The following is a 15,399-nucleotide window of genomic DNA, read 5'->3' on the forward strand; positions in this document are numbered from 1 at the left end:
CGCCCCAGGCGCCGTCGCGGGCTGGGGCGCTGTTTTCGCGGCGCTATTTTCGCAAGGTCAGAATCGACCAGGCGCCGTCCACCAGCCGTTTTTCCAGCCTAAGCCCGGCGCGGCGGTGGCAGGAGAGCACCCAGTTCACCTGCGTGTTCAGCAACCCCGCCAGGATCGCCACCCCGCCGGGGGCCAGATGCGCGGCGAGCTGATGCGCCATGGCGCAGAGCGGCCGGGCCAGGATGTTGGCGAACACCAGCTCGAACGGGGCGGCCTTGGTGATTCGCGGGTCGGCCCAGCCATCGGCCTGGATGGCGTGGATCATATTCGCCACCCCGTTCAGCTTGGCGTTTTCACCGGCCACGCGGGCGGCGCGGGCGTCGATGTCGGTTGCCAGAACGCTCCGATGCATCAGCTTGGCGGCGGCGATGGCGAGAATGCCCGAGCCGGTGCCAAGATCGAGAATCCGTTGCGGGTGGTGATGTTTCACCAGATCTTCCAGCGTCACCAGGCAGCCGCGGGTGGAGTTATGCTCGCCGGTGCCAAAGGCCAGCCCGGCATCCAGCGTGATGGTGATGCGCCCCGGGCGTTCCGGCCCCTCGATATGGGTGCCGCGCACGGCGAAACGCGCGCCGATGAGCTGCTCGGGGAAGGCTTGTTGGGTGCGCGCCAGCCAGCCGCCCACGGGCACCAGCCCGCGCGTGACCCGCGGCGAGAAACCGGAGACCATTTCCGCGACCATCAGGGCGGCGGCGAGGTCGTCCTCATACGCGCCGCGTTCCTTCACGCCTTGCAGGTCCCATTCATCCACATCCTCGTCGTGATAGAAGGACACGGCGCGGCAGACGCTGGAGAGCGCCGCCTCGAAGGTTTCCATCACCTCGGCCGGAACGCGAAGCGAAATGCACTCCAGAACTTCCTCAGCCATCCTGGCGCTCCACGAAACGGTCCAGCACGCGTTTTTCTCCTGATGTCTCGAATTCAATATCCAGCCGGTCGTCATCGGCGGCGATGACGCGGCCATAGCCGAATTTCTGGTGGAACACCCGTGCGCCCACCGGAATTTTGTGGGGCCTGGCGGGGCGGGCTCGCACCTCCCACATATCCGGGCGGCGGGCCTGCACGGGGAAATGCGTGGCGGCCGGGGCCGGGCGCGTGGTTTGCGGCTGGGCGGAGCCGGAGCGGTGGATGACCTCCTCCGGCAGTTCGTCGATGAAGCGGCTGGGGATGGAGCTTTGCCAGTTGGCGTAAATGCGCCGGTTGGCGGCATGCAGGATGATGGCGCGCTGCCGGGCGCGGGTGATGCCCACATAAGCCAGGCGCCGTTCTTCCTCCAGGCTTTTATTGCCGCCTTCATCCAGGGCGCGCTGGTTGGGGAACACGCCTTCCTCCCAGCCGGGCAGAAACACCGTGTCGAATTCCAGCCCCTTGGCGCCATGCAGGGTCATCATGGAGACCTTCGCGCCATCCTCCTGCGCCTCGGCCTCGGTGACGAGGGCGACATGCTCCAGGAAGCTTGGCAGCGTCTCGAAATCCGCCAGGGCGCGGGAAAGTTCTTTCAGGTTTTCCAGCCGCCCTGGCGCTTCCGGGGATTTGTCGGCTTTCCACATGGCGAGATAGCCGGATTCTTCCAGCAGCGTGTCCAGCGCCACCACCGGGCCTTGCGCCGCCAGGATATTCCGCCAATCCGCGAATTGTTCCAGCAGGTTGCGCATGCTGGCGCCGAGCTTGCCGCGCAGCGCGCCTTCGGCCACCAGCTTCTCGGCGGTGTCGTGCAGCGCCAGGCCATAGGCGCGGGCGTTTTCATGCAGGTTGCGCAAGGCGCCGTCCCCCACGCCGCGCTTGGGCGTGTTGACGATGCGCTCGAAGGCGAGATCGTCGCCGGGCCATGCCAGCACGCGCAGATACGCGATGGTGTCGCGGATTTCCGCCCGCTCATAGAAGCGCTGCCCGCCAATAATGCGGTAGGGCACGCCGAGCGTGAGCAGCCGTTCCTCAAAGGCGCGGGTCTGGAACCCGGCGCGGACCAGGATGGCGACCTCGTTCAGCGAATGGCCGGCGCGCCAGAGGGATTCGATGCGGTTGCCCACGGTGCGGGCTTCCTCCTCCGAATCCCACAAGGAGACCACCTCGACCTTCTCGCCCCGCGCATCGTCGCGGCCAGGATGCAGGGTTTTGCCCAGCCGCCCTTCATTGTGGGAGATCAGATGGGAAGCGGCGGCGAGAATCGGCTGGGTGGAACGGTAATTCGCTTCCAGCCGCACAATCCTCGCGCCCGGAAAATCCCGCTCGAATTTCAGGATGTTCTCGATCTCGGCGCCGCGCCAGCTATAGATGCTCTGGTCATCGTCGCCCACGCAGCAGATATTCTTGTGCCCCTGGGCCAGCAGCCGCAGCCAGTAATATTGGACCAGGTTGGTGTCCTGATATTCGTCCACCAGGATATAGCGGAAGATGCGGTGATAATAAGCCAGCACCTCCGGGTCGGTTTTCAGGAGATGCACCATCAGCAGCAGCAAATCGCCGAAATCCACGGCGTTGAGCTGGCGCAGGCGGGTCTGATAGGCGGCGTAGAATTCCACGGCGCGGCCATTGGCGAAGTCCGATGTCTCGGCCGCTGGAATCTGGTCCGGCATGAAGCCCTTGTCTTTCCAGCGCTGGATCTGCGCCATCAACGCGTTGGGCGGCCAGCGTTTGAAATCGATCCGTGCCGTTTCCATGATCTGCTTGAGCAGGCGGAGCTGGTCGTCCGTGTCCAGAATCGAGAAGCCGCCGGTCAGCCCCACCCGGTCCGCCCAGCGGCGCAGCATCCGCGCGCAAAGGGAATGGAACGTGCCGAGCCAAAGTCCCTCCTGCGGCCCGCCCATGATCTTCGCCACGCGCTCGCGCATCTCCCGCGCCGCCTTGTTGGTGAAGGTCACGGTGAGAATCTGGTTGGGGAAGGCGCGGCGGCTGAGCAGGATATGGGCAAAGCGCGTGGTCAGCACGCGCGTTTTGCCCGTGCCGGCCCCCGCCAGCACCAGCACTGGGCCCTCGGTGCTTTCCACCGCCTCGCGTTGGGCCGTGTTCAGCCCATCCAGATAGGAACTCATGCGCGCATCGTAGGCTGTCCTGGGGGCGCTTGCACCCCCTGGCGGGTCAGGCTTGTGGTTTCACGCCCAGAATCCGGGCGATGGCATAAGTGAGGTCGGGGCGGTTCAGGGTGTAGAAATGGAACTCGTCGATGCCGTTGGCCTGGAGCAGGCGCGCTTGCTCGGCCGCCACGGCGGCGGAAACCATCCGGCGGGTTTCCACGTCGTCATCCAGCCCCTCGAACATATCCGCCATCCAGCCCGGCACGGAGGTGCCGCAGGCCTCGGCGAATTTGCGCGCCTGGGTGAAGTTGGTGACGGGTAATATGCCCGGCACGATCGGCGCCTTGATGCCGGCGGCCAAGGCGCGGTCCAGAAAGCGCAGAAAGATGTTGTTGTCGAAAAACACCTGGGTGATGGCGCGCGTCGCCCCGGCATCGAGCTTGCGCTTGAGATTGTCGAGATCCGCCTCGGGGCTGGATGCCTGCGGGTGGGTTTCCGGATAGGCGGCCACGGAAATCTCGAAATCCGCGATTTTCTTCAACCCCTCGACCAGATCCGCCGCGAAGGCATAGCCGCCGGGATGCGGCGCATAGGGCGCGCCGCCCGGCATGTCTCCGCGCAGGGCGACGATATGCTTGACCCCCGCCCGCCAATAGCGGGCCGCGACCTCGTTCACCTCTTCCTTGGTGGCGCCCACGCAGGTGAGATGCGCGGCCGGGGTGAGCGTGGTCTCCTTGACGATGCGCAGCACCGTGGCATGGGTGCGTTCCTGCGTGGAGCCGCCCGCGCCATAGGTGACGGAGACGAAGGCAGGGTGCAATGTCGCCAGCCGCTCGATGCAATGCCAGAGCTGGGTTTCCAGCGCCTCGGTCTTGGGGGGGAAGAATTCAAAGGAGATGTCGGGCGGGATAGCCCCCTCGCGCGCGGGCAGGGGGGCGATGCGCTCGCCCGTGGCCCAGCGCTCCAGAGTGTGTCGGACAGGGGAATGGGTCATGGTCAGCTAGCTCCGTGAGGGGTAGGTGGCAGGCCAAGAGGGTTTAAGCAAGTGGCAAGCATGACACAGCATGACGCTTAGCTCTGGTTCCCCGGTTGACGGCGCGGTAATGACACTCACATTGGGGGATACGCCGCATGGGACGGCCCCGAAGTCAGGAAGGCAGATTAGGATGACGACAACGCTGAAACGCCGGCTCACGCGCAGCCTGGCCTTGCTCCTCCCGGGGCTGGTGCTCACCGGGGCCCTGACGGGATGCGCCACGCCGCCGCCCAAGTCCGACACCGCCGATTATCAGGCCTATCGGCAGCTCAACGACCCGCTGGAACCCACCAACCGCGTGTTCTACAAGGTCAATAGCGTGCTCGACAAATATGCGATGAAGCCGATCGCCAAGGGCTATGTGGCGATCACCACCCAGGGCATCCGCGATCATGTGGGCGATTTCACCTCCAATATCGGCGAGCCGGCGCGGATGCTGAATTTCATGGCCGAGGGGCAGCCGACGGATGCGGGCACCTCGCTCATGCGATTCCTGCTCAACTCCACCATCGGCCTGGGCGGGATTTTCGACCCGGCCACGGCGTTGGGCTACCGCGAGACGGATACGGATTTCGGCCTCACGCTGGCTTGTTGGGGGGTGCCCGCCGGGCCTTACCTCTACCTGCCCGTGTTCGGCCCCTCCGGCGCGCGCGATGTCTGGAACCTGCCGGTGGAATGGTTCGCCACCCCGATGGAGGCCGCCCCAGAGAGCACGGCGCTCGACGATTTCAGCCTGGCCGAGACGGGAATCAACCTGATCAACACCCGTGCCGAGCTGCTGGAGCCGATCGACCAGATCAATGCCACGGCGCTCGACCCCTATGCCACATTTAGGAGCCTTTATCGCCAATCTCGTGCCTCACAATTGCAGCAGATCAAGCAGCGCGACAAACGCACCTGGCCGAACTGGTACCACCAGCCGGCGCAATAAAACGAGGATTTAAGGATAGATCATGTATTTCCGTCGTTTCATTCTGGGCGCCGCCATGGCGGCGCCGATGCTGGCGATGATGGCCGGGGCCGCGCAGGCCCTGACCACGGATCAGGCCAAGAGCTTCATCCAGGATTCCGGCAACAAGCTGGTCGCTATCGTCAATGGCAATGCCTCCCGCGCGGATAAGGCAACGCAGCTGCGCAATCTGGTGGATCAGATCGTCGAGGTCGATCAGATCGGCGATTATGTCCTGGGCCGTTATGTCAACGTGGCCACCCCGGCGCAGAAGCAGCAATTCCAGACCTTGTTTCACCAGTTGCTGAGCTACAACATCACCTACCAGATCAAGGCTTACGAGGGCGTCAGCTTCACCGTGAACGGGGCCACCCCGCAGGGCAATGACGTGCTGGTGGATACCACGGTCACCGCGCCGGGCAAGGCGCCGGCCGATGTCGGCTGGGTGGTGGAGGAGAAAGCCGGCCAGCCGAAGATCATCGATGTGATCGTGGCCGGCACCTCCTTGCGCATCACCACCCGCAACGATTACGCGGGCGTGATCACCGATCATGGCGGCCAGGTTTCCGCCTTGCTGAGCGCCATGCAGAATCAGATCACCAAGATCTCTTCCGCCCAGTAAGCCGCCGTCGGGCGGCGCGTGACGCACGGAAAAGGGGGGCTTTCGGGCCCCCTTTTTGGTTTCGCCGGGGTTGAGGCCCGCGCGGTCGGCGCCCGGTCAGGGCGATGCGGCGCCCGAGCCGTCGCCCGGCGCCACGGGCGGGGCGGGGGGCGGGTTGATCAGCTTGTCCCAGTCCAGGGGGGGCAGATCGCCGGTCTTCTTGCCGTTCACCACGATCCCCTGCTTGCCGTAGCTGGTGTTCATGGTCAGCACCTGGCCGCCATCCTGCGTGGTGGAGAGATAGGGCGACAATTCAGCCTCGATCTTGCTCACCCAATCCTGCGCGTCCGGATAAGAGGCGGTGAGCGCGGCGGTGAACTGGTCGAGATGATCGGCCGTGAGGCTGGACTCGCCGGAAGGCTGGGCGTTTTTGTCGAAAGCCACGGTACCGTCGGCATTGAACACGCTGGGGCCGAGGGTCAGGCTTATCTTGCCTTCGCCGCGCCCGCCCGCCAGCGCCCAGCGATGCAGCGTCTCCAGCATGAATTGATGGCGCTGGTCCTCATCGCCCAACGTGGCTTCCCGCTGGGCGATGCCCTGCCAGTCGAGCGGGCCGGAGAGCCGGGCCGAGAGGCCAAGATGCGCGACCCGTCCGCCGAAGGGAAGGTTGGCCAGCTTGGTGAGAATCGGGGAGAGGCGCAGATCGTGCAGGTTCGCGTCGAATGACAGGGCCGTCTGGCTGGTATTGGCCTTGGCGTTCAGCGTCTCATTCAGGCTCAGCGCGCCGATTTGCGCCACGGCCAGGCTGCCATGGCTGGCCAGCAGATCGATGCCGGCGAAACGTGCCTCGCCACCGGTGATGGGGGTGGCGGCGTGGCCCAGCCAGACCGCGGGGGAGAGCGTTTCGGTCATTTCGGCCATGGCGAAGGTAACCGCCCCGGATGCCGCCGAACTGGTGACGCCGATGCTGAGCGGCATGTCCACATGCAGGGTCAGCGGATGGGCAAGGTCGATATGCGCGCCGATGCTGGCGGCGCTGATGGTGATGGGCGGCGTGGAAGGATCCGGCCGGGCGGTCCAGCGCGGGTTCGTCAGCGTCACGCTCGCCATCAGGGGGGAGCGGCTGGTGGCGATTTTATCGTAGGCGATTTGCGCCTCGCCGGACTGGTTGACCGCGTCGATCCGCGCCGTGACGAGCTGTTTGAGCCGCATGTCGGCATAGAGCCATAAGCCCAGCCAGAGCAATGCGGCCAGAATGACCAGCCCGCCCAGCCCTTTGAGAAAACCCCGCATGAAGCGTCCTTTCTGGATTTATCCGTGTTCCTGTTCTGCCGTACCCTTGACCGGTGGCCAAGTGTGAGGGCTTTTGCATGCGCATGAAGATATATTCGGATTGGCGCGGGTTGCCGGCGGCCGCGCGGGGCGCCAGCGTGGCGCTGGGCAATTTCGACGGCGTGCATACCGGCCATGCGGCGGTGTTGCGTGCCGCCCATGCCGCCCGGCCCGACGCGCCGCGCGCCGTGCTGACCTTCGAGCCGCATCCACGTGAATTTTTTCGCCCGCAGGATCCGCCCTTCCGCCTGACGCTGGCCGCCGAGCGCGCGGCGGCGCTGGAGACGCTGGGGGTGGAGATCCTGTACCAGTTTCCCTTCGACAATGAGTTCGCCCATCTCACGGCGGAGGATTTCGTGCAGGAGGTACTGTTCAAGGGAATCGGGGCGGTGCATCTCTCCTGCGGGGGGGATTTCGCCTTCGGTCACCGGCGTGGCGGCGATGTGGCGTTTCTCTCCGCCCGGGTGGAGACGCTCGGCATCGGGCTGTCCATCGTGCCGCCGGTCACGGATGCGGAGGGGCCGGTCTCTTCCACGCGCATCCGCCGGCTGTTGCAGGATGGTTATCCCGAGCGCGCCGCGCAGTTGCTGGGGCGGCCTTGCGTGATCAGGGGCGAGGTGGTGCATGGCGACGCCCGGGGGCGCGGCATTGGCTTTCCCACCGCCAATATCCAGCTTAGCCGGCATCTGGAGCCGCAGCGCGGGGTGTATGCCGTGACCGCGCGGCTCGCGGACAGGCTGGTGAAGGGAGTGGCCAATATCGGGCTGCGCCCCACGGTGGGGGGCACGCAGGCCTTGCTGGAGGCGCATTTCTTCGATTTCGAGGGCGATCTCTACGGGCGGGAGCTGAGCGTGCAATTGCGCCATTTCCTGCGCGAGGAGCAGAAATTCCCGTCTTTCGACGCGCTGAAGGCGCAGATCGCCCGCGATGCCGCCCAGGCCCGGCGCCTGCTTGACGCTTTGCCGGGCGGGGCCGCATAAATGCGCCATGACCGGCCACTCCGCCCGAATTATACCGCCTGCCCGGGCCTGAAACGGGTTTTCGCGCGCGTTGGCGCTTTTCCCGCCGTGTCATTTCCCGCCGCCAGGTGATTTTTTCCCATGACTGAAACGTTGACCGATTATAAATCCACCGTGTTTCTGCCGCGCACGGATTTTCCCATGCGTGGGGAATTGCCCCGGCGTGAGCCGGAGATGTTGCGCCGCTGGGCGGAGATGGATCTCTGGGCCCGCCTGCGCGCCGCGGCCAAGGGCAAGACGCCCTTCGTGCTGCATGACGGCCCGCCTTACGCCAATGGCAATCTGCATATCGGCCACGCGCTGAACAAGATTCACAAAGATGTCATCAACCGCGCCCAATCCATGGCCGGGCGGGATGTGGACTATATTCCCGGCTGGGATTGCCACGGCCTGCCAATCGAATGGAAGGTCGAGGAAAAATACCGCGCCAAGAAACTGGACAAGGACCAGGTGCCGGTTCTGGAATTCCGCAAGGAATGCCGGGAATACGCGCAGCATTGGCTGGATGTGCAATCGGCCGAGTTCCAGCGCCTGGGTGTGACCGGGGATTGGCGCCGGCGTTACGCGACCATGGATTTTGCCTCCGAGGCGGCCATTGCCGGGGAGATCGGCAAGTTCTTGCTGAACGGCGCGCTTTATCGCGGCTTGCGGCCGGTAATGTGGAGCCCGGTGGAGAAAACCGCGCTGGCGGAAGCCGAGGTCGAGTATCACGACAAGCAGGACACGGCGATCTATGTGAAATTTCCAGCGGCGGATGACGCTTTCGACGGGGCGTCCATCGTCATCTGGACCACGACCCCCTGGACCATTCCGGGTAATCGCGGCCTCGCGGCGGGGCATGAGCTGGATTATGCCGTGGTCACCGTGGACGAGGTGGCCGAGGGCAGCCTGGCCGTGCCCGGCGAGAAATTGATTGTCGGCATTGAGTTGCTGGAGGCTTTCGCCAAGGAAGCCGGGATCCAGGCTTATTCTGTCGGCGCGCGCTTCAAGGGGGGGGCTCTTGAGGGGCGGCGCTTCCATCATCCGCTGGCCAAGGCCGATGCGGGCTATGATTTCACCGTGCCGGTGATGCTGGGCGAGTTCGTGACCATGGAGGCCGGCACCGGCATCGTCCACATGGCCCCGGGCCATGGCGAGGACGATTTTCTGCTCTGCAAGGCCAATGGCATTGCCGTGCCGGACACGGTGGCCGATGGTGGCCTCTATTACCCCTCCGTGCCGCTCTTCGCGGGGATTCATGTTTACAAGGCCGCGGATCCGGTCTGCGCGGCGCTGACCAAGGTGGGCAACCTGCTGCAACGCAGCGAGTTCATGCACAGCTACCCGCATAGCTGGCGCTCCAAGGCACCGCTGATCTACCGCGCCACCGCGCAATGGTTCATCCGCATGGATGGCGAGGACAGGATCCGCGAAAAGGCGCTCGCCGCCATCGACGAGACGAAATTCGTGCCCGAGATCGGCCGTAACCGCATTCGCTCCATGGTCGAGAGCCGGCCGGACTGGTGCATCTCCCGCCAGCGCGCCTGGGGCGTGCCGATCGCCATCTTCGTGGATAAGCACACCCACGAGCCGCTGCGTGACCCGGATGTGGTGCGCCGCGTGGTGGAGGTTTTCACCCGGGAAGGGGCGGATGCCTGGTATGCCCGTCCGGCCAGCGATTTTCTCGGCCTTGAATATAACCCGGATGATTACGAGCAGATTTTCGACGTGGTCGATGTCTGGTTCGAATCCGGCTCCACCCATGCCTTCGTGCTGGAGGCGCGGGGCATGAGCTGGCCCGCCGATGTGTATCTGGAAGGCTCGGACCAGCATCGCGGCTGGTTCCAATCCTCCTTGCTGGAGGCGGTGGGCACGCGCGGCCGCGCGCCCTTCAAATCGATCGTGACGGATGGCTTCGTGCTGGACGAGCAGGGGCGCAAAATGTCCAAATCGCTCGGCAATGTCACCGCCCCGCAAGAGGTGAACGACAAATATGGCGCCGATATTCTGCGCCTTTGGGTGCTGAACTCGGATATTTCCGAGGATCTGCGCATCGGCCCGGAAATTCTGAAACAGCAGGCGGAGCTATATCGGCGTCTGCGCAATTCGCTCCGCTGGATTCTCGGCTCGCTGGAGGGCTTCTCGGAGGCTGAACGCGTGGCGCCGGAGAATTTCCCAGAGCTGGAGAAATTCCTGCTGCACCGGCTGTGGGAGCTGAACGGCAAGCTGCGAATGGCGGTGGAAGGTCATGACTGGACCGGCGTTTACCCCGCCATCCATCATTTCTGCGCCACGGATCTCTCGGCTTTCTATTTCGACATCCGCAAGGACAGCCTGTATTGCGACGTACCGTCCTCGCACAGGCGCAAATCCTGCCGCAGCTTCCTGGATATTCTGTTCCGTTGCCTGGGCACCTGGCTGGCGCCGGCGCTGCCCTTCACGGCCGAGGAGGCCTGGATGGCCCGCTACGGCGCCGAGGCCTCCGTGCATCTGGAGTTGTTTGAACCCGCGCCGGAGGCTTGGGCGAATGCCGCGCTGGCCGAGGGGTTCGCGCAGATCCGCGCCTTGCGCGGCGAGGTGACGGGCGCCATCGAGAAAATGCGGACCGCCAAGACCATTGGCTCCTCCCTTCAGGCACGGGCCGTGCTGGCCGAGGGGGCCCAGGCCTTTGGCGACGCGGCCTTCTGGGCGGAAATCTGCATCACCTCCGCCGTCACGTTCGGCGCGGAAAACGGCGCGGACATCGCCCCCGGCCAGAAATGCGAGCGCTGCTGGAAAGTGCTGCCGGAGGTGGGCGCCAACGGCAAACACCCGACGCTCTGCCAACGCTGCTGCGAAGCGGTCGAGGACCGCGCCTGATGCGTTTTGGCATCGGGATTCTGGTGGCGCTGGTGGTGTTTTCGGTGGATCAGGCCACCAAATACGCCGTGCTGAATATCTGGCATCTGCAAAGCGGGGTGATTCTCACGCCGTTGCCGGTGCTGGATCTGGTTTTGGTGTGGAATCACGGCATCACTTTCGGGCTGTTCGCGGGATTCGGCGCGAAGATCCTGCTGGCGGTGCTGGCGAGCGCGGTGGTGTTCGCCTTGCTGGTCTGGATGTTCCGCACGCGGAGCTGGCTGGTGACCATCGCGGTGGGGGCCATCGCCGGTGGGGCCGTGGGCAATGTGCTGGACCGCTTGCGCTATGGCGCGGTGGTGGATTTCATCCATGTGCATATCGGCGCGCTTGCCTATCCCTGGGTGTTCAATGTCGGGGATTCCGCCATTGTCTGCGGTGTCGCCGCGTTGATGATCGATAATCTCCGCCGCAAGCCGCCTGTTGCGGCGGATAAAGGGTAAGGATAGGAAGACGCCATGACCACACGCCGCGCCATTGCCGTTCCCTCGTCCATCGTGCTCGCTCTGGCGCTCGCCGGGTGCAGTAACGGTATGAAGAAGACCTTCGGGCTGGAGGCGAACCCGCCCGATGCCTATCAGGTCGGCACCTTGCCGCCGCTTTCGCTGCCGCCGGAACTGGGGCAGCTGCCAGCCCCCAACCCCGGCCAGCCGCCGACGCAGGAGGTGAGCGCCGCGCAGCAGGGCTCCAGCGTGATCGCCCCCGCCAATGCGCTGCCTGGCAACGGCCAGCCGGCTTCCGCCGCGGGGCAGGCTTTCCTCAATCAGGCCGGCCCGGCGCCGCAGGGCGATATTCGCGCCCAGGTGAACCAGAATGCCGCCGTGTCCAGCAAGTCCGGCAATTTCGTGGACAAGCTGATGGGGGATAACCCGGCTGCCCCGCCCGTGGTGAACGCGGATGAGGAGCAGCGCCGCCTGCAGGAAAACGCCGCCATGGGCCAGCCGGTAACCAAGGGCGCGACGCCGCAGGAAAGCAGCGCCTCGCCAGGGTTGTGGGGGCGTTTTCTGAATTGGTTCTAATGTCTCCCGAACCTGAAATGCGGGGTGGATTTCAGGAACAAGCCTGCGGCTGAAGGGGCATTCGCCAAACCCTCAATCCAGGGCAGCCCCCGTGGGCCGGCGCGAACGGGAAATGCCCTGGCGCTCCGGCTTTGGCCGCAACCTCTGATCCGCCTGCTGGGTTCACCGCTTCAGGCGACCCGTTCGATTCGCGCGCCGCAGGCGGCGAGCTTCTGCTCCACCGATTCATAGCCCCGGTCGAGATGATAGACGCGGGAGATCGTGGTCTCTCCTTGCGCGGCCAGGGCGGCCAGCACCAGTGAGAACGAGGCGCGCAGATCCGTCGCCATCACCGGCGCGCCGGTGAGCTGCTTCACCCCGCGCACGATGGCGGAGGAGCCTTGGATATTGATCTTCGCCCCCATGCGCGCCAGCTCCGGCACATGCATGAAGCGGTTTTCAAAGATGTTCTCGGTGATCAGCGAGGCGCCTTGCGCCACCGTCATCAGCGCCATGAACTGCGCCTGCATGTCGGTCGGAAAGCCGGGGAAGGGCTCGGTGGTCACATCCACCCCGTGCAGCCCGTTGGCGCGGGTGACACGGAACCCGTTTTCACCCTCGGTGATCACCACGCCGGCTTCGCGCAGGGACGTCACCACCGCCCCAAGATCGGCCGCGCGAGCATTCTCCAGGAAAATATCGCCGCCGGTGATGGCCGCGGCGCAGGCATAGGTGCCGGTTTCGATCCGGTCCGGCAGAATGGCATGGTCCGCGCCGTGCAAGGACGTCACGCCCTCGATGGTCAGCGTGTCGGTTTCCAGCCCTTCAATCCTGGCGCCCATGGCGATCAGGCATTTGGCGAGGTCGGTGATCTCCGGCTCGCGGGCGGCGTTTTTCAGCACGGTCTGGCCGTCCGCCAAGGCGGCCGCCATCAGCAGATTCTCCGTGGCGCCGACGGAGACGAAGGGAAACACGATTTCCGCCCCCTTGAGCCCGCGCGGCGCCTTGGCGGTGACATAGCCGCCATCCAGCTCGATTTGCGCGCCCATGGCCTCCAGCCCCTTCAGGTGCAAATCGACCGGGCGGGTGCCGATGGCGCAGCCGCCAGGCAGGGAGACACGAGCCTGGCGCATGCGGACCAGCAGCGGGCCCAGCACCAGGATGGAGGCGCGCATCTTGCGCACGATGTCATATGGCGCCTCGGTGTTGGCGATGTGCCCGCCCAGGGTCAGGCTGCGCCCCTCCGGCGTCACCTCGATGCCGTGCTGGGCAAGCAGCTGGGCCATGGTGGAGAGGTCCGCCAGCTTGGCGACGTTGGAGAGGCGCAGCCGCTCATCGGTCAGCAGCCCGCAGGTCATCAGCGGCAGGGCGGCGTTCTTGGCGCCGGAAATGGCGATGGTGCCGCGCAGGGGCACGCCGCCGGTAATGCGAATCGAATCCATGTTGGTGCTTACATCCTCGGCAGCGAGACGCCGCGCTGGCCCATATATTTGCCCGCCTTGTCGGCGTAGGAGATTTCACAGGGGCTCTCGCCCTTCAGGAACAGAAACTGGCAGATGCCCTCTCCGGCATAAATCTTCGCGGGCAGGGGGGTGGTATTCGAAATTTCGATGGTCACCTGGCCTTCCCATTCCGGTTCCAACGGGGTGACGTTCACGATGATGCCGCAGCGCGCATAGGTGGATTTGCCCAGGCAGATCACCAGCACGTCGCGCGGAATGCGGAAATATTCCACCGTGTTGGTCAGCGCGAAGCTGTTGGGCGGAATGATGCAGACCGGCCCGGTGCGGTCCACGAAGCTGGCGGGGCTGAAGGCTTTTGGGTCGACCACGGCGGAATCGACATTGGTGAAGACCTTGAAATCCTCGGAGCATCGCGCGTCGTAGCCATAGGAGGACAGGCCGTAGGAGACAACGCCGTCGCGCTTCTGGCTTTCGACGAAGGGTTCGATCATGCCCGCTTCCAAGGCTTGGCGGCGGATCCAGTGGTCGGGCATCACGGGCATTTCGGGTCGTCCTTTGGCTCAGCGGGTTTGGCGCGGGCCTGTGCCTTCCGGCGGGCCAGATTGGCGCGCAGGGCGGCGGCCTCGGCTTCTTCCCGCGCGTGGCGGGCGGCCTCGGCCTTCTCGGTTTGGGGGGGGGAGAGGGGCGCCTTCATGCGCCACCTTCAAGCCGCGTCCCGGGCCTTGCGTCAAGGCTGGAAGAGGGAGATTTCACGGCGGGCACGCGGCGATATGCGCGGGGTGCGGCGCGCCGCCTCGCGGATTTGGGCCGCTGCCGCCCGGCTGGCCGGACTGGTTCGCGGAAAAGCCGGCGCTATTGCAATCCGGCGGTCGTGAAAACGGGCATGTCGTGGAGACGGGCGGGACTCGGACGGCACCGGATGTCCGGTGCCGCCCATGGAGATCAACTGGCCGAAGGTGCCGTCTTGAGGTCGGTTTCCTTGAGCAGCGGGGGCGAGTTCGCCGAGAAATGCGACCAGTAGGTGGCATCCATCCCTTGATCTTCCTGCGCCGCCGTCACCCGCAACCCGATGGTTTTTTCGAGTATGTAGATGACGATCAGACCCACCACGGCGGACCCGGCGAGGATCAGCAGCGTCCCCTGGAGCTGCGTGCCAAAGGAGATATGCGCATGCTGGTAGGTGTAAGGGCCGGAGGTGACCTCGAAGAAGCCGCCTTGCGCGCGCCCGGCCCCGACGACACCCGCCATCAGCGCGCTATACACGCCAGGGCCCAGGGCCAGCGGCACGATCTTGGTCTCGTCGATGCCGATCCGGCGCATCAGCGCATCGCCGATGGCCATCACTACCGGCCCGAAAAAGGCGATGATGAAGGCTTGCCAAGGCATGGCCAAGTCGATCAGGGCCGAACAGGAAATATAGCCGGCGATCGGCCCCAGCACGATATAGATCGGATTGGCCTTGATATAGGCGATGATCGAGCCGGAGAGACCGCCAGCGACCATCGCCAGGATCAGGCCATAAAAGACCAGCCCCAGACCGCTGTCATTGGCGGCGATGCCGTAATATCCCTCGCCGGGGATCATGAACCCGCAGGCCGGCACGAACAGGGGAATGGCCAGCATCAGGAAAAACGCCCCCAGCGCGACCAGGGGGAAATTGCCCGGCGGCAGGCCAAGCTGGCGGCGCGGCCCAAGACGCCAGGCCAGAATGAGACCCCACACGCCGATGAAGACATACAGCACGAAATCGCCGACGAAATCATGCAGGCCGTTATTGGTGAGCGGGCTGGCCGAGCTGTAGGTCAGATAGGCCAGGATCGGGTTGAAAATGCCACCGATCAGAAGCGACATGATATAGGCGGGCAGAGGCTTCATCCGCTCGACCCCGGCGCCGTGCATCATCATGCAGATCAACATGATGAACAGCACGAAAAACGCGCCGTAAATCTGTACGGTATCCGCGCCGGGCACATTCGCCGGATCGAGGTGCTGCGCGTAAGTGGTGAAATTCGGCCCGAAGATCGACCAGTCCGACAAGGACTGCGCCAGCGGATGCGGA

General features: G+C 64.9%; 14 protein-coding genes. 6 read left to right on the forward strand and 8 right to left on the reverse strand.

Features of this window, described 5'->3' with window-relative positions:
- Nucleotides 1–43: 43 nt before the first annotated feature.
- The 3 genes from AB7D48_RS04460 to metF are packed head-to-tail and all read right to left on the reverse strand — an operon-like array spanning nucleotide 44 to nucleotide 4,059.
- Nucleotides 44–919, reverse strand: coding sequence for a 50S ribosomal protein L11 methyltransferase (locus AB7D48_RS04460; RefSeq protein ID WP_427976114.1), 876 nt, complete (start codon nucleotides 917–919; stop codon nucleotides 44–46).
- A complete protein-coding gene (locus tag AB7D48_RS04465; protein ID WP_427976115.1) occupies nucleotides 912–3,083 on the reverse strand; it encodes an ATP-dependent helicase in 2,172 nt (723 codons plus the stop codon). The genes AB7D48_RS04460 and AB7D48_RS04465 overlap by 8 nt, the downstream gene beginning before the upstream one ends.
- A gap of 46 nt (nucleotides 3,084–3,129) precedes the next feature.
- Nucleotides 3,130–4,059: a methylenetetrahydrofolate reductase [NAD(P)H] gene (gene metF, locus AB7D48_RS04470; RefSeq protein ID WP_427976116.1), complete on the reverse strand. Its 930-nt coding sequence runs from the start codon at nucleotides 4,057–4,059 to the stop codon at nucleotides 3,130–3,132.
- A 172-nt stretch (nucleotides 4,060–4,231) separates the two neighbouring features.
- On the opposite strand from metF, the gene AB7D48_RS04475 reads away from it, so the two are divergent.
- On the forward strand, nucleotides 4,232–5,032 hold the full coding sequence (locus AB7D48_RS04475; RefSeq protein ID WP_427976117.1) for an MlaA family lipoprotein: 801 nt from the start codon (nucleotides 4,232–4,234) through the stop codon (nucleotides 5,030–5,032).
- A gap of 22 nt (nucleotides 5,033–5,054) precedes the next feature.
- Nucleotides 5,055–5,672 (forward strand): MlaC/ttg2D family ABC transporter substrate-binding protein, encoded by a 618-nt coding sequence (locus AB7D48_RS04480; RefSeq protein WP_427976118.1) that lies wholly within the window; start codon nucleotides 5,055–5,057, stop codon nucleotides 5,670–5,672.
- A 96-nt stretch (nucleotides 5,673–5,768) separates the two neighbouring features.
- On the opposite strand, the gene AB7D48_RS04485 is transcribed toward AB7D48_RS04480, so the two are convergent.
- A complete protein-coding gene (locus tag AB7D48_RS04485; RefSeq protein WP_427976119.1) occupies nucleotides 5,769–6,944 on the reverse strand; it encodes a DUF2125 domain-containing protein in 1,176 nt (391 codons plus the stop codon).
- A 77-nt stretch (nucleotides 6,945–7,021) separates the two neighbouring features.
- Between AB7D48_RS04485 and AB7D48_RS04490 the strand changes: the two genes are divergently transcribed.
- The 4 genes from AB7D48_RS04490 to AB7D48_RS04505 all read left to right on the forward strand — a co-directional run bounded on the left by AB7D48_RS04490 (nucleotide 7,022) and on the right by AB7D48_RS04505 (nucleotide 11,898).
- On the forward strand, nucleotides 7,022–7,963 hold the full coding sequence (locus AB7D48_RS04490) for a bifunctional riboflavin kinase/FAD synthetase (protein ID WP_427976120.1): 942 nt from the start codon (nucleotides 7,022–7,024) through the stop codon (nucleotides 7,961–7,963).
- 120 nt (nucleotides 7,964–8,083) lie between these two features.
- Nucleotides 8,084–10,840: an isoleucine--tRNA ligase gene (gene ileS / locus AB7D48_RS04495; protein WP_427976121.1), complete on the forward strand. Its 2,757-nt coding sequence runs from the start codon at nucleotides 8,084–8,086 to the stop codon at nucleotides 10,838–10,840.
- Complete coding sequence (gene lspA / locus AB7D48_RS04500; protein WP_427976122.1) at nucleotides 10,840–11,322, forward strand: signal peptidase II; 483 nt, start codon at nucleotides 10,840–10,842, stop codon at nucleotides 11,320–11,322. Before ileS ends, lspA begins: the two co-directional genes overlap by 1 nt.
- 15 nt (nucleotides 11,323–11,337) lie before the next feature.
- Nucleotides 11,338–11,898 (forward strand): DUF3035 domain-containing protein, encoded by a 561-nt coding sequence (locus AB7D48_RS04505; protein WP_427976123.1) that lies wholly within the window; start codon nucleotides 11,338–11,340, stop codon nucleotides 11,896–11,898.
- Nucleotides 11,899–12,068: 170 nt separating this feature from the next.
- On the opposite strand, the gene murA is transcribed toward AB7D48_RS04505, so the two are convergent.
- From murA to AB7D48_RS04525, 4 genes are all read right to left on the reverse strand, one after another.
- Entirely contained in the window at nucleotides 12,069–13,319 is a 1,251-nt protein-coding gene (murA, locus tag AB7D48_RS04510; RefSeq protein ID WP_427976124.1) for a UDP-N-acetylglucosamine 1-carboxyvinyltransferase, read from the reverse strand.
- Between the two features lie 8 nt (nucleotides 13,320–13,327).
- Entirely contained in the window at nucleotides 13,328–13,882 is a 555-nt protein-coding gene (gene dcd / locus AB7D48_RS04515) for a dCTP deaminase (RefSeq protein ID WP_427976125.1), read from the reverse strand.
- Nucleotides 13,873–14,034, reverse strand: a complete 162-nt coding sequence (locus tag AB7D48_RS04520) for a hypothetical protein (protein WP_427976126.1) — start codon at nucleotides 14,032–14,034, stop codon at nucleotides 13,873–13,875. The genes dcd and AB7D48_RS04520 overlap by 10 nt, the downstream gene beginning before the upstream one ends.
- A 248-nt stretch (nucleotides 14,035–14,282) precedes the next feature.
- The coding region (locus AB7D48_RS04525) for a hypothetical protein (RefSeq protein ID WP_427976127.1) at nucleotides 14,283–15,399 on the reverse strand (1,117 nt) is incomplete at its 5' end.

The sequence above is a fragment of the Acidocella sp. genome, from assembly GCF_050253495.1.
In the GTDB taxonomy this organism is placed as follows: Bacteria; Pseudomonadota; Alphaproteobacteria; order Acetobacterales; family Acetobacteraceae; genus Acidocella.

Coding starts and splice junctions, on each gene's coding strand:
- AB7D48_RS04505 (WP_427976123.1), top strand. CDS start 11,338: ATGACCACACGCCGCGCCATTGCCGTTCCCTCGTCCATCGTGCTCGCT.
- AB7D48_RS04465 (WP_427976115.1), bottom strand. CDS start 3,083: ATGAGTTCCTATCTGGATGGGCTGAACACGGCCCAACGCGAGGCGGTG.
- lspA (WP_427976122.1), top strand. CDS start 10,840: ATGCGTTTTGGCATCGGGATTCTGGTGGCGCTGGTGGTGTTTTCGGTG.
- metF (WP_427976116.1), bottom strand. CDS start 4,059: ATGACCCATTCCCCTGTCCGACACACTCTGGAGCGCTGGGCCACGGGC.
- AB7D48_RS04475 (WP_427976117.1), top strand. CDS start 4,232: ATGACGACAACGCTGAAACGCCGGCTCACGCGCAGCCTGGCCTTGCTC.
- murA (WP_427976124.1), bottom strand. CDS start 13,319: ATGGATTCGATTCGCATTACCGGCGGCGTGCCCCTGCGCGGCACCATC.
- AB7D48_RS04490 (WP_427976120.1), top strand. CDS start 7,022: ATGCGCATGAAGATATATTCGGATTGGCGCGGGTTGCCGGCGGCCGCG.
- AB7D48_RS04480 (WP_427976118.1), top strand. CDS start 5,055: ATGTATTTCCGTCGTTTCATTCTGGGCGCCGCCATGGCGGCGCCGATG.
- AB7D48_RS04485 (WP_427976119.1), bottom strand. CDS start 6,944: ATGCGGGGTTTTCTCAAAGGGCTGGGCGGGCTGGTCATTCTGGCCGCA.
- AB7D48_RS04460 (WP_427976114.1), bottom strand. CDS start 919: ATGGCTGAGGAAGTTCTGGAGTGCATTTCGCTTCGCGTTCCGGCCGAG.
- dcd (WP_427976125.1), bottom strand. CDS start 13,882: ATGCCCGTGATGCCCGACCACTGGATCCGCCGCCAAGCCTTGGAAGCG.
- AB7D48_RS04520 (WP_427976126.1), bottom strand. CDS start 14,034: ATGAAGGCGCCCCTCTCCCCCCCCCAAACCGAGAAGGCCGAGGCCGCC.
- ileS (WP_427976121.1), top strand. CDS start 8,084: ATGACTGAAACGTTGACCGATTATAAATCCACCGTGTTTCTGCCGCGC.